Annotated in this window: 17 protein-coding genes; 8 read left to right on the forward strand and 9 right to left on the reverse strand. The window is 69.2% G+C overall.

Annotated features, from left to right (window positions below; all coding sequences use genetic code 11):
• Positions 1-315: 315 nt before the first annotated feature.
• Both JOE67_RS06990 and JOE67_RS06995 read right to left on the reverse strand, forming a co-directional pair.
• Complete coding sequence (locus tag JOE67_RS06990; RefSeq protein ID WP_204974769.1) at positions 316-750, reverse strand: hypothetical protein; 435 nt, start codon at positions 748-750, stop codon at positions 316-318.
• A gap of 412 nt (positions 751-1,162) precedes the next feature.
• Positions 1,163-2,548 carry a glycine--tRNA ligase gene (locus JOE67_RS06995; protein ID WP_204974770.1) on the reverse strand — a complete coding sequence of 462 codons (1,386 nt, stop codon included), beginning with the start codon at positions 2,546-2,548 and terminating at the stop codon, positions 1,163-1,165.
• Between the two features lie 110 nt (positions 2,549-2,658).
• Between JOE67_RS06995 and JOE67_RS07000 the strand changes: the two genes are divergently transcribed.
• Positions 2,659-3,072 carry a VOC family protein gene (locus JOE67_RS07000; protein WP_204974771.1) on the forward strand — a complete coding sequence of 138 codons (414 nt, stop codon included), beginning with the start codon at positions 2,659-2,661 and terminating at the stop codon, positions 3,070-3,072.
• A gap of 1 nt (position 3,073) precedes the next feature.
• Here JOE67_RS07000 and JOE67_RS07005 read toward each other — a convergent pair whose 3' ends face one another.
• The 3 genes from JOE67_RS07005 to JOE67_RS07015 are packed head-to-tail and all read right to left on the reverse strand — an operon-like array spanning position 3,074 to position 4,858.
• Complete coding sequence (locus JOE67_RS07005; RefSeq protein WP_204974772.1) at positions 3,074-3,763, reverse strand: GNAT family N-acetyltransferase; 690 nt, start codon at positions 3,761-3,763, stop codon at positions 3,074-3,076.
• A gap of 58 nt (positions 3,764-3,821) precedes the next feature.
• Entirely contained in the window at positions 3,822-4,199 is a 378-nt protein-coding gene (locus tag JOE67_RS07010; RefSeq protein ID WP_204974773.1) for a DUF4870 domain-containing protein, read from the reverse strand.
• A 38-nt stretch (positions 4,200-4,237) separates the two neighbouring features.
• A complete protein-coding gene (locus JOE67_RS07015) occupies positions 4,238-4,858 on the reverse strand; it encodes a hypothetical protein (RefSeq protein WP_204974774.1) in 621 nt (206 codons plus the stop codon).
• 88 nt (positions 4,859-4,946) lie between these two features.
• Here JOE67_RS07015 and JOE67_RS07020 point away from each other — a divergent pair, with 88 nt between their 5' ends.
• The 3 genes from JOE67_RS07020 to JOE67_RS07030 all read left to right on the forward strand — a co-directional run bounded on the left by JOE67_RS07020 (position 4,947) and on the right by JOE67_RS07030 (position 8,846).
• Complete coding sequence (locus JOE67_RS07020) at positions 4,947-5,735, forward strand: TspO/MBR family protein (RefSeq protein ID WP_204974775.1); 789 nt, start codon at positions 4,947-4,949, stop codon at positions 5,733-5,735.
• 50 nt (positions 5,736-5,785) lie between these two features.
• Positions 5,786-7,255, forward strand: a complete 1,470-nt coding sequence (locus tag JOE67_RS07025) for a peptide MFS transporter (protein ID WP_204974776.1) — start codon at positions 5,786-5,788, stop codon at positions 7,253-7,255.
• 148 nt (positions 7,256-7,403) lie between these two features.
• Positions 7,404-8,846, forward strand: coding sequence for an MFS transporter (locus tag JOE67_RS07030; protein ID WP_204974777.1), 1,443 nt, complete (start codon positions 7,404-7,406; stop codon positions 8,844-8,846).
• A 101-nt stretch (positions 8,847-8,947) separates the two neighbouring features.
• On the opposite strand, the gene JOE67_RS07035 is transcribed toward JOE67_RS07030, so the two are convergent.
• Entirely contained in the window at positions 8,948-9,883 is a 936-nt protein-coding gene (locus tag JOE67_RS07035; protein ID WP_338041527.1) for a serine hydrolase, read from the reverse strand.
• A gap of 114 nt (positions 9,884-9,997) precedes the next feature.
• Entirely contained in the window at positions 9,998-11,962 is a 1,965-nt protein-coding gene (locus JOE67_RS07040) for a M13 family metallopeptidase (RefSeq protein WP_204974779.1), read from the reverse strand.
• Positions 11,963-12,034: 72 nt separating this feature from the next.
• Here JOE67_RS07040 and JOE67_RS07045 point away from each other — a divergent pair, with 72 nt between their 5' ends.
• Entirely contained in the window at positions 12,035-13,114 is a 1,080-nt protein-coding gene (locus JOE67_RS07045) for a hypothetical protein (RefSeq protein ID WP_204974780.1), read from the forward strand.
• Between the two features lie 8 nt (positions 13,115-13,122).
• On the opposite strand, the gene JOE67_RS07050 is transcribed toward JOE67_RS07045, so the two are convergent.
• The gene (locus JOE67_RS07050) at positions 13,123-13,764 is read right to left on the reverse strand and encodes a TetR/AcrR family transcriptional regulator (protein ID WP_204974781.1); all 642 of its coding nucleotides are present in this window, start codon (positions 13,762-13,764) and stop codon (positions 13,123-13,125) included.
• Between the two features lie 69 nt (positions 13,765-13,833).
• Between JOE67_RS07050 and JOE67_RS07055 the strand changes: the two genes are divergently transcribed.
• Genes JOE67_RS07055 through JOE67_RS07065 form a run of 3 tightly spaced genes read left to right on the forward strand, consistent with a single transcriptional unit; the run spans position 13,834 to position 18,013 of the window.
• On the forward strand, positions 13,834-14,871 hold the full coding sequence (locus JOE67_RS07055) for an agmatine deiminase family protein (RefSeq protein ID WP_204974782.1): 1,038 nt from the start codon (positions 13,834-13,836) through the stop codon (positions 14,869-14,871).
• Positions 14,871-16,574 carry an amidase gene (locus JOE67_RS07060; protein WP_204974783.1) on the forward strand — a complete coding sequence of 568 codons (1,704 nt, stop codon included), beginning with the start codon at positions 14,871-14,873 and terminating at the stop codon, positions 16,572-16,574. Before JOE67_RS07055 ends, JOE67_RS07060 begins: the two co-directional genes overlap by 1 nt.
• A gap of 35 nt (positions 16,575-16,609) precedes the next feature.
• Positions 16,610-18,013, forward strand: a complete 1,404-nt coding sequence (locus JOE67_RS07065; protein ID WP_204974784.1) for an APC family permease — start codon at positions 16,610-16,612, stop codon at positions 18,011-18,013.
• Positions 18,014-18,104: 91 nt separating this feature from the next.
• Here JOE67_RS07065 and JOE67_RS07070 read toward each other — a convergent pair whose 3' ends face one another.
• Positions 18,105-18,713, reverse strand: coding sequence for a TetR/AcrR family transcriptional regulator (locus JOE67_RS07070; RefSeq protein WP_204974785.1), 609 nt, complete (start codon positions 18,711-18,713; stop codon positions 18,105-18,107).
• Positions 18,714-18,742 lie beyond the last annotated feature (29 nt).

An 18,742-nucleotide genomic window follows, 5' to 3' on the forward strand; every position in this document is an offset into this window, starting at 1 on the left:
CACCCGTCGCAGGCCGAAGGCGAAGACTTCTGATCACACGCTGATCTGGCGGACGGGCCCCTCAGGATCATGGCGATCCGGAGGGGTCCGTTTGCGTCCGGCGTCGGATTTCTCGGACCATTCGGTTCGCACACGGCGCGGCGGATGCTGACACGCCGCAGCACGGGCATCCGGCCCGGAGTTCCGACCGGCGCCCCCGGCGCGCGCCCGGGTCGGAAGCCTCGGACCGTTCGGCCCCCGCACGGCGCGGCGGATGCTGACACGCCGCGGCACGAGCATCCGGCCCGGCAGTTCCGACCGGCTCGCATGCGCGACTCAGCGCATCGCCGCGTGCACCCAGATGACAAGCCAGCCCAGCAGGAGGAACAGCAGCGCCACGCCCGCGAGCAGACGCTGCACCGGAGTGGACCGCCGCCAACGGGACCACGCGATGACGACGGCGACGAGGCACACCACCGTGCCGGCCACGGCGACGAGCGTGACGGTCTGGCCGGTCTGCACGGTGATCGTGCCACCTGTTGTGGCGTCGTACACGCATGCACGACCGATCGGGAGGAACGTGACGTCGGCTGCGAACCGGGGCATCTCGCCGGTCATGACCGCGTTCTCGGGCACGCTGCGAAGGCACGCACCGTCGATCTCACGAGAGTTCCCGTACTGCGAGAGCACGGCGACCCAGATGGCGGCCTGTCCGACGAAGGCCAGAATGATCAGCCAGGCGGTGTGCACCCTCTGTGTCGCCCGTGTCATCCGGCCAGTGTTCCACAGCGTCGCTGTGAGGTCAGCGCATCGTCGATGTCGCTCGCGGTCTGACGTCGGAAGTCTCGGACCATTCGGTCTGCGGGCGGCGTGCCGGATGCTGACGCGCCGCGCCGCGAGCATCCGGGCTGGTAATTCCGACAGCCCCGGAGCCCAGCGGAGTCAGTGAACGGCCGGCTGTCGGAAGTCCCGGGCCATCCGGTGCGCGCACGGCGCGGCGGATGCTGACACGCCGCGCCACGAGCATCCGGTCTGGCACTTCCGACGGTCGCGTCCGGCAGTTCCGACCGGCCTGACAACCCAACCCGACCGACCCGACCCAACCCACCCCAACCCACCCCCGCCCCGCACACGACGAAGCCCCGATTCACCGCGGTGAATCGGGGCTCCGCGGAGACAGGCCTCAGGCGCCGCGCAGGCGCTCAGCCAGGTAGGCCTCGAGGTTGTCGAGCGGCACGCGCTCCTGACCCATGGTGTCGCGGTCGCGCACGGTGACGGCGCGATCGTCGAGCGAGTCGAAGTCGACCGTCACGCAGAACGGGGTGCCGACCTCGTCCTGGCGGCGGTAGCGGCGGCCGATGGCGCCGGCGTCGTCGAAGTCGATGGTCCAGTTGCCGCGCAGCGTGTCGGCCACCTCGCGGGCGAGCGGCGAGAGGCGCTCGTTGCGCGACAGCGGCAGCACGGCGACCTTGATGGGCGCGAGGCGCGGGTCGAGCTTGAGTACGGTGCGCGTGTCGGTGCCGCCCTTGGCGTTGGGCACCTCTTCCTCTTCGTACGCGTCGACGAGGAAGGCCATCATGGCGCGGGTGAGTCCGAACGACGGCTCGATCACGTAAGGCGTGTAGCGCTCTCCGGATGCCTGGTCGAAGTACGTCAGCGACTGGCCGGAAGCCTCGCTGTGCGACGACAGGTCGTAGTCGGTGCGGTTGGCGACACCCATCAGCTCGCCCCACTCCGAGCCCTGGAAGCCGAAGCGGTACTCGACGTCGATGGTGCCGGCCGAGTAGTGCGCGCGGTCGTCTTCGGGGACGTCGTACTGACGGATGTTCTCGGGGTCGATGCCGAGGTCGATGAACCAGTTCCAGCACGCCTCGACCCAGTGGTCGAACCATTCCTTGGCTTCGGCGGGCGGCACGAAGTACTCGATCTCCATCTGCTCGAACTCGCGGGTGCGGAAGATGAAGTTTCCGGGGGTGATCTCGTTGCGGAACGCCTTGCCGACCTGGCCGATGCCGAACGGCGGCTTCTTGCGCGAGGCGGTGAGCACGTTCGAGAAGTTCACGAAGATGCCCTGCGCGGTCTCGGGACGCATGTAGTGCAGGCCCGACTCGTCGTCGACGACGCCGAGATAGGTCTTCACGAGACCCGAGAACGACTTCGGCTCGGTCCACTTGCCGCGGGTGCCGCAGTCGGGGCAGACGATGTCGGCCAGGCCGTTCTCGGGCTGGCGGCCCTTCTTGGCGACGAACGCCTCGACGAGGTGGTCTTCACGGTGGCGCTTGTGGCACTGCAGGCACTCGACGAGCGGGTCGCTGAAGGTCGCGACGTGGCCCGACGCCTCCCACACGCGCTTGGGCAGGATGATCGACGAGTCGAGGCCGACCATGTCGCCGCGTCCGCGCACGAACGTCTGCCACCACTGGCGACGGATGTTCTCTTTCAGCTCGGTGCCGAGGGGGCCGTAGTCCCATGCAGAACGCGAACCGCCGTAGATCTCACCCGCTTGGAACACGAACCCGCGGTGGCGGGCGAGGGCGATGACCTTGTCAAGACGGGACTGTTCGGCCACGGTGGCTCCAATGGTCGGATGCTGCGGGTGAGAAGCCCGTGAACACGGGCATCCCAATCCTACCCGCGACGCCCTTCCGGCATGTCGGATGCCGGTGGGATGCTGGGGCCATGGAACAGCGCGTGAGCTTCATCACCCTCGCCGTGGCCGACGTCGCCCGCACTCGGAGGTTCTACGTCGACGGACTCGGCTGGCAGCCGATCTTCGAGTCCGACGACGTGATCATGCTGCCCGTCGCCGAGCACCTGATCCTGTCGCTGTGGAGCGTCGACGGCTTCACCGCCGAGATCGGCGCGGCACCCGCATCCGGGATCGCACCGATCACCCTCGCGCACAACCTCGAGACCGAAGCCGAGGTCGACGCCGTGCTCGCCGAGGCCCAGGCGCTGGGCGCGACCGTCTCACCCGCGGCGAGGCGCGAGTGGGGCGGCTATTCGGGGTACTTCGCCGATCCAGACGGCTTCCGGTGGGAGATCGCGGTCAACCCGGGCGACACCGGTGCGTTCGTGCTGCCCCGAGCGTGACCTATTCGGTGAAGAGGTAGCCGCGCTCGTTGTCGAAACCGGCGATCTTCAGGCCACGACCGAGCAGCTCCTCCATCTCGCCGCGCAGACGCAGGCGCCACTCGTGCGCGGCATCGGGGTCGCTGACGCGCATCGCCTCGATGTCGTCCGGGATCTCGAGCGTCGCGACGACCGATTCGGATGCCGGGGGCTTGGCGATGTCGGCCAGCGCCCACTGCACGTCGAGACGGTCGCTCTCGTCGCCCGCGTCGCCGCCACCGAAGATGCCGTAGCGGTTCACCGAGTAGCCGCTCACGCGTGCGCCGAGCACGGTGAGGAAGAAGTGCGCGTTGCGGGCGACCAGCGGGTCGTACGTCCAGGTGATGCTGCCGACCTCGCGCGAGAAGGCCCACTGACGCTGGTGCTCCTTGAGCTCGCGACCCCAGCCGCGGCCACGGTACTCGGGCAGCAGGGCGGTGATGTGCGAGTGCATCGTGCGCTTTCCCGGCTCGCCGAAGAAGGCGATCGAGGCGCCGACCATGCGCTCCTGTCCGTCGCTGTCGTCGAACAGTCCGACGACGTAGTTGCCCGAGTGCTGCAGGGCACGCAGCGTGCCGGCGTCGATGACGCGGTTCTCGCCGCGGATCGAATCCAGCAACTCCTGGGCGTCGATGATCAGTTCAACGGTGTCGAGATCTCGAATCGTGCGCACGATGTCAGTCTTTCCTTCTCGGAGCGATTGCGAAAACGCCGGATGCCCGGGTGCCGCGTCAGCGGACGAAGCGGATGCTCATCGGGTACTCGTACGGCCAGCCGCCGTTCGACTTCACCGCCGCGATGATGCTGAAGACGATGTTGAGCACCCATGCGGCGAGCATGATGAGCAGGCCGATGCCGATGATCGACAGCAGGCTGCCGACGAAGTAGGCGATCAGCAGCGTCAGCTGGAAGTTCAGGGCGGTTGCGGTGTGCGCCCGGACGAACGGCCCGCGCTCCTTGAGCACGAGGTAGCCGATCAGTGCAGGCAGGAACTGGAACAGGATCCCCCCGACGTGCACGAGCGTCGACCACATCTTCTCGTCGGACGGGCTCATCGGCTGCGGTGCTGCCGCGTAGGGTCCGGGCTGCGGCGGGGGAATGTTGCTCATGCGGCCAGCGTACCGGGGCTGTCAGCGAGCCGGAAAGGTCAGCGGGCGGGGAAGGCTTCACCTCCGCCTGCGGCGAGCGCGTGCGCGACGATCTCGAGGTACTCCTGCATCATCGCGTCTGGCATGGCCGGCAACGCCTGCTCCCAGTAGGGCAGGATCGCCCCGCGGCCCTGCATCATCCCAGCCGGTCGTGCGTACGCCCACAGGTGCAGATGCGCCGACCCGTCGTTCCAGCGCGAGAAGTGACAGCGGGCGACCGCAGGGATGCTCTTGGCGGCCTCCGAGACACGCTGCAGAATCGGGCCCAGCCCGGCGAGCACCTCGATCGGGGCGTCTTCGAGCGTGACGTGCCTGCGCGGCGAGATGGCGCCGATGAACGGGATGCCGCTGGCGCCCTGCATGCCGCCGCTGACGCGCCACTCATCGTCCTGCCAGATCGTGTGCTCGTTCGCGGGCCTGCAGTGACCGCACTGCGACGGGTCGAGTTCGCCGCTGCGCGGCTTCTCGGGCACGAGCATCGGCTCGAGCGGCAGCAGCTCGAATGCGGCGATGCTCGCGCGAGGACCGCTGCCGGGTATGCCGCTCGTGTCGAGGGTCTGCCCGATGGGGGCCCAGCGGTGCCAGTCGGTGTCGGCGGGATGCTGCTCGTCGGCGCTCATGGGTCCATCGAACCACGTGGTACCGACGAAGCCCCGCTGTGTCAACGGGCCAGCCGAGCCCCCACCGCCCGCCGGTAGGGTCGGCGGCATGCACAGCACCGGACGCGACATCGTGAGGCAGTCGACCATCATCGCCGCGGCGGTGTTCATGATCATCGGGGCAGCCGTCGGCGGCGGCGCGTTCGGCGGCGAGTCGGTCGCCGAACTGCAGAACGGTGCGCTGTCGGCGCAGGGCTCGTACCTGGCTCCAGCCGGACCTGCGTTCGCGATCTGGTCTGTCATCTATCTCGGACTCGCCGCGTACACGGTGTGGCAGGCGCTGCCCGCGCAGCGCGACAGCACTCGTCAGCGGGTGATCGGGTGGTGGGTCGCGGCGTCGATGGTGCTCAACGGCCTGTGGCTGGTGACCGCCCGCTACCTGAACCTCGTCGCGACCGTGATCGTGATCGCCGCTCTTCTCGCCGTGCTGGCCCGCATCATCATCATGCTCGGGCGCGATAGGGCATCCGGTGTCGTCGATCTCACCCTCTTCGACGGCACGATGGGACTGCACTTCGGCTGGGTGACGATCGCGACGGTCGCGAACACCGCCGCGTGGTTGACGCAGACGCTGCCGGCCGAGCTCGGCGAGCAGGCGGATGCATGGGGCATCGCCGTTCTCGTCGTCGTCGCCGTCATCGCCGTCGCGAGCGCTCTCGCCTCGCGCCGGCTCGCGCCGGCGCTCGCCACGTCATGGGGCCTCGTCTGGCTCGCGGTCGGACGGCTCGGGGGCGAGCCGGAGAGCACGCCGATCGGCGTGACGGCGCTGGTCGTCGCCGCCGTGGTCATCGTCGCGGGAGTGATCGGGATGCTGCGGGCCCGGCGCGCCCTGCGCTGACAGGCATCCACGGCCCCGGGCCGCATCAAGGCGAAGCGTAGGCTGGAACGATGCCTTCCCCAGAGACACCCTCCGCCACGACCCCGGCGGAGAAGCACTTCCTCGGTCAGCCACGCGCACTGGCCCACCTCTTCGGCGTCGAGATGTGGGAGCGCTTCAGCTTCTACGGCATGCAGGGAATCCTGCTGATCTACCTGTACTTCAGCGTCACCAAGGGCGGGCTGGGGCTCGACGAGGCGGTCGCCGGAGGCATCGTCGGCGCCTACGGCGGATCGGTCTACCTCTCGACGATCCTCGGCGCCTGGCTCGCCGACCGCCTGTTCGGCTCGGAGCGGGTGCTGTTCGGCAGCGCGATCGTGATCGTCGCGGGTCACCTGGCGCTCGCCCTCATCCCCGGCATCGCCGGTGTGGCCGTGGGCCTGGTGCTCGTCGCGCTCGGATCGGGAGGCCTGAAGGCCAATGCGACCGCTGTCGTCGGCACGCTGTACGCCGAGGACGACACTCGCCGCGACGCCGGTTTCTCGCTGTTCTACCTCGGCATCAACCTGGGCTCGTTCTTCGGTCCGCTGCTCACCGGTCTGCTGCAGAAGTCGGTCGGCTTCCACTGGGGCTTCGGGCTCGCCGCGGTCGGCATGACCGCCGGCCTGATCCAGTACAGCTTCGGTCGCAAGGAGCTGCCGGCTGCGGCGCGCGAGGTTCCCAACCCGCTGCCGCGCGGCCGCTACCCGCTGTTCGCCGGCATCGCCGTCGGCGGCATCGCCGTGATCGCCCTGCTCGTGCTGGTGGGCGTGATCCGCGCCGACAACCTCGCGAGCATCGTGATCTTCTGCGCTCTCGCGGCGACCATCGCGTACTTCGCCGTCATCCTGTCGAGCCGTCACATCGACTCGACTGAGCGCTCGCGGGTGTGGGCGTTCGTGCCGCTGTTCATCACCAGCGTCGCGTTCTGGTCGCTGTACCAGCAGCAGTTCACCGTGCTGACCGTCTACAGCGACAAGCGCCTCGACCGCTCGCTGTTCGGCATGGAACTGCCCGTATCGGCCGTGCAGTCGATCAACCCGGTGTTCATCATCGTCTTCTCGGGCATCTTCGCCGCCCTGTGGACGCGCCTCGGCTCCCGCCAGCCGTCGACCCCGGTGAAGTTCGCACTCGGCACCGCGCTGATGGGCGGGGCGTTCCTGCTGTTCCTGCCGTTCGCGAACGGCGGCGAGGGCTCGACCCCGTTGCTCGCGATCGCCGGCATCCTGTTCGTGTTCACGGTCGCCGAGCTGCTTCTGTCGCCCATCGGCCTGTCTGCGGCGACCAAGCTCGCACCTGCCCGCTTCAAGACGCAGATGGTGGCGCTGTTCTTCCTGTCGATCTCGCTCGGCACGGCGATCTCGGGTTGGCTCGTGCAGTTCTACGACCCGACGAACGAGGTGCCGTACTTCACGGTGCTCGGCCTGATCGCGATCGCGGTCGGTGCGGGCCTGTTCGCGTCGGTGAAGCCCGTCATGAAGCTGATGAAGGGCGTCAGCTGACGAGATCGGCTTCGGAGACGCGGCGGTCGTCCTGAGATCCGGATGCCCGGCATCCGGCGTCCGGATGCCCGGCGTCCGGAACCTGGCCGACCTGCCGGATCCGAGGCGTTCGCGCCGTCGCCCCTCCGGGCACCGGTAGCCTCGTTCGGTGGGCAATGCGGATGACAGAGCGAGGAAGCGGCTCTCCCGCACCCCCTCCCGGGCGGCGATCATCGCGGTGCTGGCGTTCGTCGGGCTCTGCTCGGCGTTCATGTTCACGCTGGTCGTGCCGCTGCAGGCCGAGCTTCCGCGGCTGCTGAACGCCTCGCGCGAAGACACCAGCTGGGTCGTGACGATCACACTGCTCGTCGCCGCCGTGGCGACTCCGATCTCAGGACGTCTCGGCGACATGTACGGCAAGCGCCGCGTCGTGATCGCGCTGCTCGCCCTGCTCGCGGTCGGCTCGATCGTCGCGGCACTGTCGTCGTCGATCATCGGGGTGATCATCGGTCGCGCCCTGCAGGGTGCGACGACCGGAGTCGTTCCGCTGGGCATCGCGATCATGCGCGACGTGCTGCCGCCTGAGCGCCTCGGCACGGCGGTCGCACTGATGAGTGCGACCATGGGCGTCGGCGGGGCGGTCGGGATGCCCGTCGCCGCGTTCGTCGCCGAGAACGCCGATTGGCACGGGCTGTTCTGGCTCGCCGCCGGGCTGGGCGTGATCGGACTGGTGCTGGTTCTGCTGGTGGTTCCGGATGACGTGCTGCTCGCACCGGGTCGGCTCGACGTCGTCGGCGCGCTCGGCCTCGCTGCGGGGCTCACCGGCCTGCTGCTGTACGTGTCGCGAGGCGCGGAGTGGGGCTGGACCTCGCCCTTCGGCCTGACGTGCCTGATCGGCGGGCTCGCTGTGCTGGGCGTCTGGGGCTGGTATCAGCTGAGGGCGAAGGAGCCGCTGCTCGACCTGCGCGTCGCCGCGCGACCGGCCGTGCTCTTCACGAACATCGCCGCCATCGGCATGGGCTTCGCCCTGTTCTCGTCGAACGTGACCTTTCCGCAGATGCTCGAGCTGCCCCGCGAGTCCGGTTCGGGGCTGGGTCTCGACATGTTCGCCGCGGCCATGATCGTCGCCATCTCGGGCGTCATGATGATGATCATCTCACCGCTGTCCGGCTGGCTCGAGCGCACCGTGGGACCGCGGCCGCTGTTCACGGTCGGCACCGCGGCGATCGTGCTCGCCTATGCGTTCGTGCTGATCTGGTCGACCGAGGTGTGGCACTTCGTCATCGCCAACGTGCTGATCGGGATCGGGATCGGATTCGCGTTCGCCGCTATGCCGATGATCATCATGCGCGCCGTGCCCGCGCACGAGACCGGAGCCTCGAACGGCCTGAACGCGCTGTTCCGCTCGGTCGGCACCTCGACCGCATCGGCGGTCATGGGTGGTGTGCTGGCCGCGATGAGCATCGAGGTCGGCGGGCGCGCGATCCCGACCCGCGAAGCCTTCGAGGTGTGCTTCTGGCTGTCGATCGTCGCGGGGGTCATCGGCTTCGCGCTGACGTTCCTGATCCCCCGGCATCCCGCCGCCGAGGCGCATCCGGCCCTCCCCCGCTGACCGCGCGTCGCCGGCGTCCGCCGGTGGCCGGTCCGGATGCCGGCACCGGTGCGTCAGGGCCTGGGCCGACACCCGCAGATCGAGCGCCGCACCCACTGGGCTCAGTGCGTGTACTCCATGAGGTCGGTGCCCAGCACACGGAACGCGTCGTGCGCGCGCAGCCGGTGGCTGATCGAGAGGTCGTCGAAGCACACGGTCAGGGCGTAGGCGACGCCGGACCGCGGCCCGACGAGCACTCCCGCCTCAGCGCGCACGCCCCTGTCGCGTCCGGTCTTGTTGATGAACAGCAGCCGGTGCGCGTCGTTGTCGTGCGCGAACGGGTCGAGGCCGGTGGCCGACGCGACCAGGCTGAGATCGTGGTTGAGGCTGAGCCACTCCGCGACCTGCGCGCTGACGGCCGCATCGACGGCCTGCGAGTCGACGAGGGCCGCGAACAGCTTCGCGAACTCGCGGGTCGTGCCGACCGCGACGTGCGGAGCGTCGTCAGGGCCGCGTTTGTCGCGGAATCGGTCGAGCACCGCGCTGCGCGGCATCCCGAGCGACACCATGCGCGCACGCACCTGATCGTGACCTACGGCGTCGAGCAGCACGTTCGCGGCAGTCGGGTCGCCCGCAGCTGCGGCGAGCACGGCGAGGTCGATGAGCGGCAGCGCGGGCGCGCGCAGGTGGCGCCACAGGCCGGCGCGGGTGACCAGCGAGTCGTCGGGGCGGTCGACGATGCGCAGCGGGTCGAGCGTACGCGATTCGAAGCCGGCGGCCGCCTCGACCAGCACGGGAACGACACCGAGCCCGGCGATAGGCAGGGGAACGTGGTCGTCTCCCGACAGCACGACGCACCCCGAGTCGAGTTCGGCGACGTGCACCGAGACCTGCGCACCGCTCTGCGCCAGCTCTTCGAGCCGGTGAAGGCTCGGCGCGAACGACCGGCGGTCGACGGCAGCGCGGCGCGGAACGCGACGCCCGCCGCGGGGCGCACGACGGCGGATCGCGGGCGCGCCCGATGCGGGCTCGGAGCCGGGAGCGGAGGACGGAACCACGCGCGAAGTCCTAACAGGAGTGGTGGGAGCAGCGTCTGTGGGGATCAGCCCCTCCTGCCGAACCCCCATGCCTAGGTCAGCATAGTCGCGCGACCTCCGCCCGGTAACCCGACCTCACCAGATCGTGACGCGCTGTTCCTTCGGCAGGTGCAGGCGGTCGCCCTCGTTCACGTCGAAAGCCTCGTAGAAGGCATCGATGTTGCTGAGGATCTGGTTGCAGCGGAACTCGTTGGGCGAGTGCGGATCGATCGTGAGCAGGCGGATGGTCTCCGCGTCGCGGCTCTTCTGCTGCCACACCTGGGCCCACGACAGCAGCAGGCGCTGGATGCCCGTGTAGCCGTCGATCACGGGCGCCTCTTCGCCGTCGAGCGACAGCTCGTATGCCTTCAGGGCGATGCCGAGTCCGCCGAGGTCGCCGATGTTCTCGCCGATCGTGAGCGCACCGTTCACGGTGTTCTCGTCGCTGAGGCCGAGCGGCACGAGCACGTCGTACTGTGCGATGAGCGCCTTGGTGCGCTCGTCGAACGCCGCGCGATCAGCATCCGTCCACCAGTCCTGCAGACGACCGTCGCCGTCGTACCGGCTGCCCTGGTCGTCGAAGCCGTGGCCGATCTCGTGGCCGATCACCGCGCCGATGCCGCCGTAGTTCGCGGCCGCGTCGCGGCCGGCGTCGAAGAACGGGTACTGCAGGATCGCCGCCGGGAAGACGATCTCGTTCATCAGCGGGTTGTAGTACGCGTTGACCATCTGCGGCGGCATGTGCCATTCGTCGCGGTCGATCGGTCCGCCGACCTTCTTGACCTGACGGTCGTGCTCGAACACCGTCGCGCGGTGCGCGTTGCCGACGAGGTCGGCCGGGTCGATCTCGACGCCGTCGTATTCGCGCCACACGTCGGGGTGGCCGATCTTCGGACGGAACGTGTCGAGCTTGGCGAGCGCCTTCTCTCGCGTCTCGGGGCTCATCCAGTCGAGTTCCTGGATGCTCTGGCGGTACGCCTCGATGAGGTTCGCCACGAGCTCGTCCATGGCGGCCTTGGACTCTGACGGGAAGTGACGCTCGACGTAGATCTTCCCGACGGCGTCGCCGAGCGAGCCCTCGACGAGCGAGACACCGCGCTTCCAGCGCTCGCGGATCGACGGGGTGCCGGTGAGCTCGGTGCCGTAGAACGAGAAGTTCTCGTCGATGAAGTCGTCAGTGAGGTAGGCGGCCATGCCATGCACGACCTTGGCGCGCAGCCACGCCTTCCAGTCGTCGAGGCGCTCGTCGACGAGCAGAGCGCCGAGCCCTTCGAAGAAGCTGGGCTGATAGACGACGAGCTCGTCGAAAGCGCTCGGGTTGGCCACGGCCACGGCATCGCGCCACGGCACGAGGTCGACGCCGACGAGGTTCTGGAACTCGTCCCACGACTGCAGGTTGTAGGTCTTGACGGCGTCGCGCGAGGCGACGTTGTCCCAGTGGTGGCCGGCGATGTCGTGCTCGAGGCCGAAGGCGCGGTCGGCCTGGCCTGCCGGGTCGTCGATTTCGGCGAGGGTGAGGATGCGCTCGAGGTGCGCACGGTACGCGGCGCGGGTGCCGTCGAAGCTCTCGAGACGGTAGTAGCTCTCGTCGGGCAGCGAGAGACCGGCCTGCACGACGAACGGCACGTAGCGCTCGGGCTTGCCGGGGTCGGGCTCGATGAAGACGCCGATCAGCGCGGCGATGCCGTCGCGGTCGAGCGTGCCGACGGTCTGAAGGAACGACGGGATGCTGTCGATCGCGTCGACCTTGGCGAGCTCGGCCTTCAGGGGTGCGAGGCCCAGCTCGGCGATGCGCTGGGTGTCCATGAAGCTGCGGAACAGGTCGCCGACCTTGCGCTCGAGGGTGCCCTCTGCGGCGTCCTGCGACTCGACGATGATCTCGCGGACATCCTTCTCGGCCTGCTCTGCGAGCATGTGGAACGAGCCCCAGCGCGCCTTGTCTGCGGGGATCTCGGCGGCGTCGAGCCACGCGCCGTTGACGTGGCGGTAGAGGTCGTCCTGCGGACGGATGTCGGAGCTGAACTCGCTGATGGCAAGGCCGGAGGGCAGAACGTCAGTCATGCCCTCAGCCTATGCGGCGCCGCGGACGTCTCAGGTGATGGATAGGGTCTGGAAGAGGCAGAGGAGCGCGACATGATCGACAACCCATTCGTGACATGGGCGGTGGTGGGCATCGTCACGGTCGCCTCGATGAGCCTGTTCGCTTCAATCCTCAACCTCGCGCAGTACGCGACGATGCGGCCACCGCGACTCCGCCGATTCGCCGCAGTCAGGCATCGCGCTCTGGGCCTGCAGCAGCTGCTTCTGCCAGCGCTGCTCGCTCTGGGCACCGGCCTCATCATCAGCATGTCAGCCACCTACCTGACCGCCGGGTTCCGGGAACCGGGGGCCGGTGACGACACCCTGATCGGCCTGGCGCTGCTCGTCGCCGCGTTTCTGCTCGCGGCTGTGATCGGTGCGTTCCTCTTGACGGGCGGGGTCGAGATCGCCGACCTCGCGAAAGATCCCGTGACCATCACCTCGGCGGCAGGTTCTCTCACCGGCGCGGCCCCGGACGACGCAGCTGCGCTCGCCGACCTCCGGACGAACCTCGCTGAGTGGCGCCGGGTACGAGGCGTGCGGGCGTTCTTCTCCAATCGCGACCTGGGCGACGATGCACTCAACAGCGCGCTCGACGCTGTCATCGATGCGCGGGCGGCGAAGCTGTCGACGTCGATCCGCTATCTGCGGCCGCGACTTCTCATGCCCGTGCTCCGAGCGTTCCCGTCGATGCTGCTCGGCCCGCTGACGGTGATCTCGGGGCTGGTCATCGCACTGGTGGCGCTGCAGATCGATCCGTCACGAGGCAGCCTGCAGTGGGCTGGTGTGACGGCGGCCGTGGTGACGATGGTCCTTCTCGCCTTCGCGGCGACCGTGTTCCACTGGTGGAGCAAGCTGCTCTGCGCCGTGAGGCAGTACGCCGACTATCGGTCGTACGAGCTGCCGGCGGCCCAGGCGCTCGACGAGGCAGACGCGCGGATCACCGGCGAGCTGGCCCGCCGGCAGGGGCTGGCCGCTCTACCCGCTCGTCTCGACATGCTCGCGGCGGCGGTGTCTGCACCCGGGCGCAGGAAGGCAGGTCCGGAGCTGCTCGGTGCCGTAGCCGTCGGCGCCGTCACCGCCTGCACTGCGCTCCTGGTCTCGAGAGCCGGCGCTCGACGCGGCGACCGCTGAAGCTCGCGTCAGCCGCGCGGGCTGAGCTCGGCCACGATCGTCCCGGCCCGCGCACCCACGAGCGTCTCGCACGCCTGGGCCAGGCGCTCGGCGAACGCTGCGCCGTCGGTGCGGCGGGTGAGGGCGTGCGCGGCGATGCCGTCGATCATGGCGAGGATCTGCCATCCGACGGCCAGGGGGTCCTCGGTGGTGAAGAGCCGGGCATCCCTGCCCTCGTCGATCACTGCGGCGATGAATGACTGCCAGGCGTCCATCTGCTCTTCGATGGCCTCGGCGAGCGCGGCGCTGCCGCGGCCGAGCGACCAGGCGTCGACCCAGATCAGGGTGACGTCGTTGTGGCCGCTGTCGAGCACGGTCTCGATCATGCGGGCGACGCGGGCGGGCGGTGAGTCCGCGAGGGCGACCTCGGCGCGGATCTCATCGAGCTCGGCGCTGACGAGTTCGCGGAAGGTGCGCACGAGAAGGTCGTCCATGCTCTCGACGTAGTGCGCGACGAGTCCGGATGCGACCCCGGCGCGGGCTGCGACGGCCCGCAGGGTGAGGGCCGACAGCCCGTCCTCTCGGGCGACGGCCAGCGCGGCGTCGTGGATCTCGGCGGATCGCTGCTGCGGGCTCTTGCGCGTGCGAGTGCGGGTGGCGGGTGTTGACATGGTGCCTCCAGTGTAGGAACATCATCTATTGATCGCTAGATCAATAGACAGCCGGGCAAAGGAGACCACATGAGCTGGCGGATGCCGCACGAAGGCGCACAGCACGACCGCACCTGGATGGCGTTCCCCCGCGCCGGCGTCACGCTGGGCGACGGCTCCGAATGGCAGGAGACGGCGTACCGCTCCTGGACCGACACGGCGCTCGCGATCGCCGAGTTCGAGCCCGTCACCATGGTCGTCGACCCGACCGAGGTCGAGCGCGCGAAGCGCATGCTCGGCTCCGACGTCGAGATCGTCGAGTCGCCCCTCGACGAGTTCTGGATGCGAGACTTCGGGCCCACCTTCGTCGTCGACGACGAGCGCCCGGGCGTGCTCGGCGCAGTCGACTGGATCTTCAACGGCTGGGGCGCTCCGGCCTGGGCCGAGTGGCAGGTATCGGCCGGGATAGCCCGCATCGTCGCCGAGCGGGTCGGCGCCGAGCTCGTCAGCTCGGTGCTGGTGAACGAGGGCGGTGGCATCCACGTCGACGGCGAGGGCACGGTGCTGCTCACCGAGACCGTGCAGCTCGACCCCAACCGCAATCCGTACGCCGACAAGGCACGCATCGAGGCCGAGATGCTGCGCACCCTCGGCGCCGAGAAAGCGATCTGGCTGCCCCGCGGCCTCACGCGCGACTACGACGAGTTCGGCACCAACGGACACGTCGACATCGTGGCCGCTTTCGCCGGCCCCGGTCGTGTGCTGCTGCATCGGCAGGACGACCCCGCGCACCCCGACCACGAGGTCACCCGCGACCTCAAGCAGATGCTGCAGCAGCAGACGGATGCCGCCGGCCGCACCCTCGAGATCATCGACGTGCCCGCTCCCGCCGAGCTGCGCGACGACGAGGGCTTCGTCGACTGGAGCTACATCAACCATCTCGTCGTCAACGACGGCGTCGTCGTGTGCGGTTTCGGAGAGGAGAAGGCGGATGCCCGTGCCAGGGAGATCCTCGAAGAGGCCTACGGCCGTCGTGCCGTGACCGTCGACGCCCGCCCGATCTTCGCGCGCGGCGGCGGCATCCACTGCATCACCCAGCAGCAGCCGCGCCTCGAGAGGAGCAACTGATGTTCGACGTCTACGAGCGCTCGATCGCCGAGCTGCGCGCGGCCCTCGAGTCGGGTGAGACCACGAGCGTCGAGCTCGTGCGGGCGTACCTCGCCCGCATCGACGCCTACGACGGCCCCGACACCGAGACCGCGCTGAACGCGGTGGTCGTGCGCAATCCGGATGCCCTGGCCGAGGCCGCGGCATCAGACTCCCGCCGGGCCGCAGGCGAGACGCGGGGGCCGCTCGACGGCATCCCGTACACGGCGAAGGACAGCTACCTCGTGACCGGGCTGACGGCTGCGGCCGGGTCGCCCGCGTTCGCCGACCTCGTCGCACAGCGTGATGCGTTCACGATCGAGCGCCTGCGTGCGGGCGGGGCGATCTGCCTGGGTCTGACGAACATGCCGCCGATGGCGAACGGCGGCATGCAGCGCGGTGTCTACGGCAGAGCCGAGAGCCCGTACAGCGCCGAGTGGCTGACGAGCGCGTTCGGATCCGGCTCGTCGAACGGCTCGGGCACCGCGACGGCGGCGAGCTTCGGCGCCTTCGGCCTCGGCGAAGAGACCTGGTCGAGCGGCCGCGCCCCCGCGTCGTGCAACGCGCTCGTCGCCTACACGCCCAGCCGCGGCGTGATCTCGGTGCGCGGCAACTGGCCACTCGTGCCGACCATGGACGTCGTCGTGCCGCACACCCGCACGATGGCCGACCTGCTCGAGGTGCTCGACGTGATCGTCGCCGACGACGCCGATGCCCGCGGCGACTTCTGGCGCGCGCAGCCGTGGGTGCGCATCCCGGCCGCGTCGGAGGTGCGACCAGGGTCGTACCCCGCGATCGCCCCGGCGAACCTGCGCGGCATGCGCATCGGCATCCCGAAGATGTACATCAACGCCGACCCGGATGCCGGCACCGGCACCACCATCGGCGGGCCGACGGGTCAGAAGGTCGAGACCCGCGGGTCGATCATCGAGCTGTGGCAGCAGGCGCGTCTCGATCTGGAAGCAGCCGGAGCCGCGGTCGTCGAGGTCGACTTCCCCGCTGTCACCAACTACGAGGGCGACCGTGCGGGCGCCCCGACCATCGCCACCCGAGGGCTGGTGAGCCCCGAGTTCCTGAAGAGCGAGATCGTCGACCTGTCGGCATGGGCGTGGGACGACTTCCTCGCCGCGAACGGCGATCCGAACCTCGGCACGCTCGTCGGCGTCGACGGCGCGACGATCTTCCCCGCGCCTGAGGGCGCCCTTCCCGACCGGTACGACGGCTTCGACGACGACATCGCCACATACCCGGCTCAGGTCGAGGCGCATCCGTACGCGAGTGTCACCGACATCCCGCATCTCGAAGAGGGGGTGCGCGGGCTGGAAGAGACCCGGCGCATCGATCTCGAGCAGTGGATGGACGGGCTCGGACTCGACGCCGTCGCCTTCCCGGCCATGGCCGACATCGGCCGCGCCGACATGGACGTGAATCCCGCGTCGGCGGCGGCGGGCTGGCGCAACGGCGTGTGGGTCGCGAACGGCAATCTCGTGCCGCGGCACCTGGGCATCCCGACGGTCACCGTGCCGATGGGGACCATGGCCGACATCGGCATGCCGGTGGGCCTGACCTTCGCCGGCCGCGCCTACGACGACACCGCGCTGCTCGCCCTCGGCCTCGCCTTCGAGACCACCGGCGACCGCCGCACCCCTCCCCCGCGCACGCCACGGCTTCCCGACGCCGACTGACGCGCGCTCATCGCTGGTTTACAGAGAGGTAACCCATGACCACCACCGCACCAGGCGCACCGAGTCTGCACCGCAGCCTCACGCAGCGTCACGTCGTCTTCATCGGACTGGCGTACATGTCGCCGTTCGCCGTGTTCGACACCTTCGGCATCGTCTCGGAGGCCACCAAGGGCCACGTGCCCATGTCGTACATCATCATCACGATCGCGGTGCTGTTCACCGCGTTCAGCTACGCGAAGATGGTGCGCGTCTACCCGTCTGCGGGCTCGGCGTACACGTACACCCGCCGCACGATCGGCGCCCCGGTCGGATTCATGGTCGGCTGGGTGGCGCTGCTCGACTATCTGTTCCTGCCGATGATCAACGCGCTGCTGGCCGGCATCTACCTGTCGGCGTCGTTCCCCGACGTGCCCGAGTGGGTGTGGATCGTCGGGCTCATCGTGATCATCACGGCGCTGAACATCGTCGGCGTGCGCATCAGCGCGGTCGCGAACATGATCATGGTCGTCTTCCAGGCGCTGCTCGCCGCCGTGTTCCTCGTGCTCACGATCGGCGCGATCACCAGCGACAACGCCCTCGCCTTCACTTTCGCGCCCTTCTACTCGATGAGCGCAGACCTCGCGAGCCTGGTCGGGGGCGCCGCCGTGCTCGCCCTCGCCTTCCTCGGCTTCGATGCGGTCACCACGCTGTCTGAAGAGACGGTCGACCCCCGCCGCACGGTGCCGCGCGCGATCATGTGGATCGCCGCCCTCGGCGCCGCCTTCTTCGTCACGATCACCTACGTCATGCAGACCCTCGTGCCCGACATCGACGCGCTCTCGGCGATCACGCCCGACATCGAGGGCGCCTCGCCGTACATCGCGCTGTTCATCGGCGGCATCGTGTTCCAGACGTTCTTCCTCGCCGGGGCGACGGTGTCGGTGCTCTCGTCCGGCCTCGCGTCGCAGCTCAGCGCCTCACGTCTGCTGTTCGCGATGGGCCGCGATGGCATCATCCCGCGAAAGGTCTTCGGCTACGTGCACCCGCGCCTGGGCACGCCGGTGTTCAACATCGTCGTCGTCGGCGCGATCGCGCTGACCGCGCTGGGGCTCGACCTGAACGCGGCGACGTCGCTGATCAACTTCGGCGCCTTCACCGCATTCGCGTTCGTCAACCTGTCGGTGATCGCGTTCTGGTGGCGCCACCGCGGTGACGAGAGCACACGCGGCTCGGTGCTCGCCTGGACCGTGGTGCCGGGCATCGGCTTCGTCATCAACCTCTGGCTGTGGCTGAGCCTCGACCAGATGGCCATGACGGTCGGCCTGATCTGGGCCGGAGTGGGCGCGCTGTACCTGCTGTGGCTGACCCGCGGCTTCCGCCGCCCGACACCCGAGGTCGCCTTCGACGAGGCAGAGGATCTTCCGACCGGCGTCGTGCGGACCCCGAAGGTCAACGCCTGACGCGGGAGCGCACCGAAGACTCAGAGACGCAGGTTCCCGGTCATCCGGACCTGCGTCTCGTCTTTCCGCGGGAGCGCGCCGGCTACTCGACCTACCCGAGCGCGCCGTCCGGCAGCCCCAGCGTCCACGCGGCGACGTCGGCGACGAAGCTGGAGTAGCCGAAGCGCTCGGGGCCGGGCGGGTCGTTGACGTAGGTGGTCGTCGCGTCGACGGCCATCAGGATGCGCACGGCCGCGGCACCGGCATCCGCAGTCCGGAACTCTCCACGCGACAATCCTGACGCGACGATCTCGGTGATGCGCTCGAGGTACGCGGCCTCCTGCGCGGCGATGGCCGCGGCGAGCGCGGGGGTGAAGCGCGAGAGGTGACGGGCGTTCAGCCACAGACGCGAGAGCGGGACGGATGCCTCTGACGCGAAGAATGCGACGAACCGCGCCATCCTCTCGCTGGGGGTGCCCTCGCCGAGCAGCACCTCGGTGCGCTCGCTCGACGCGGCGCGCTCGAATGCGGCGATGACGAGGTCCTGCACGGCGGGGAAATAGTGCGAGATCAGGCCTGGTCGCACGCCGATGCGCTCGGCGACGGCGCGCACGGTGATGCGCTCGAGTCCGTCGTCGAGGGCGATCCCGGCAGCCGCGGCGAGGATCTCCTCACGGCGCTGGCCTGGCTGTTTCCGCGTGTACGAAGCGGGGCTTGACATCACCTTCCCCATGTTATTGGATAAGTGAC

It is taken from the genome of Microbacterium esteraromaticum (assembly GCF_016907315.1).
GTDB classification, from domain to species: domain Bacteria; phylum Actinomycetota; class Actinomycetes; order Actinomycetales; family Microbacteriaceae; genus Microbacterium; species Microbacterium esteraromaticum.

Excerpts from the sequence above, each read along its gene's own strand:
- JOE67_RS07015 (WP_204974774.1), bottom strand. The coding sequence starts at position 4,858 with ATGAGCGCCGACGAGCAGCATCCCGCCGACACCGACTGGCACCGCTGG.
- JOE67_RS07020 (WP_204974775.1), top strand. The coding sequence starts at position 4,947 with ATGCACAGCACCGGACGCGACATCGTGAGGCAGTCGACCATCATCGCC.
- JOE67_RS07000 (WP_204974771.1), top strand. The coding sequence starts at position 2,659 with ATGGAACAGCGCGTGAGCTTCATCACCCTCGCCGTGGCCGACGTCGCC.
- JOE67_RS07045 (WP_204974780.1), top strand. The coding sequence starts at position 12,035 with ATGATCGACAACCCATTCGTGACATGGGCGGTGGTGGGCATCGTCACG.
- JOE67_RS07040 (WP_204974779.1), bottom strand. The coding sequence starts at position 11,962 with ATGACTGACGTTCTGCCCTCCGGCCTTGCCATCAGCGAGTTCAGCTCC.
- JOE67_RS07025 (WP_204974776.1), top strand. The coding sequence starts at position 5,786 with ATGCCTTCCCCAGAGACACCCTCCGCCACGACCCCGGCGGAGAAGCAC.
- JOE67_RS07070 (WP_204974785.1), bottom strand. The coding sequence starts at position 18,713 with ATGTCAAGCCCCGCTTCGTACACGCGGAAACAGCCAGGCCAGCGCCGT.
- JOE67_RS07055 (WP_204974782.1), top strand. The coding sequence starts at position 13,834 with ATGAGCTGGCGGATGCCGCACGAAGGCGCACAGCACGACCGCACCTGG.
- JOE67_RS07065 (WP_204974784.1), top strand. The coding sequence starts at position 16,610 with ATGACCACCACCGCACCAGGCGCACCGAGTCTGCACCGCAGCCTCACG.
- JOE67_RS06990 (WP_204974769.1), bottom strand. The coding sequence starts at position 750 with ATGACACGGGCGACACAGAGGGTGCACACCGCCTGGCTGATCATTCTG.
- JOE67_RS07010 (WP_204974773.1), bottom strand. The coding sequence starts at position 4,199 with ATGAGCAACATTCCCCCGCCGCAGCCCGGACCCTACGCGGCAGCACCG.
- JOE67_RS07060 (WP_204974783.1), top strand. The coding sequence starts at position 14,871 with ATGTTCGACGTCTACGAGCGCTCGATCGCCGAGCTGCGCGCGGCCCTC.
- JOE67_RS07050 (WP_204974781.1), bottom strand. The coding sequence starts at position 13,764 with ATGTCAACACCCGCCACCCGCACTCGCACGCGCAAGAGCCCGCAGCAG.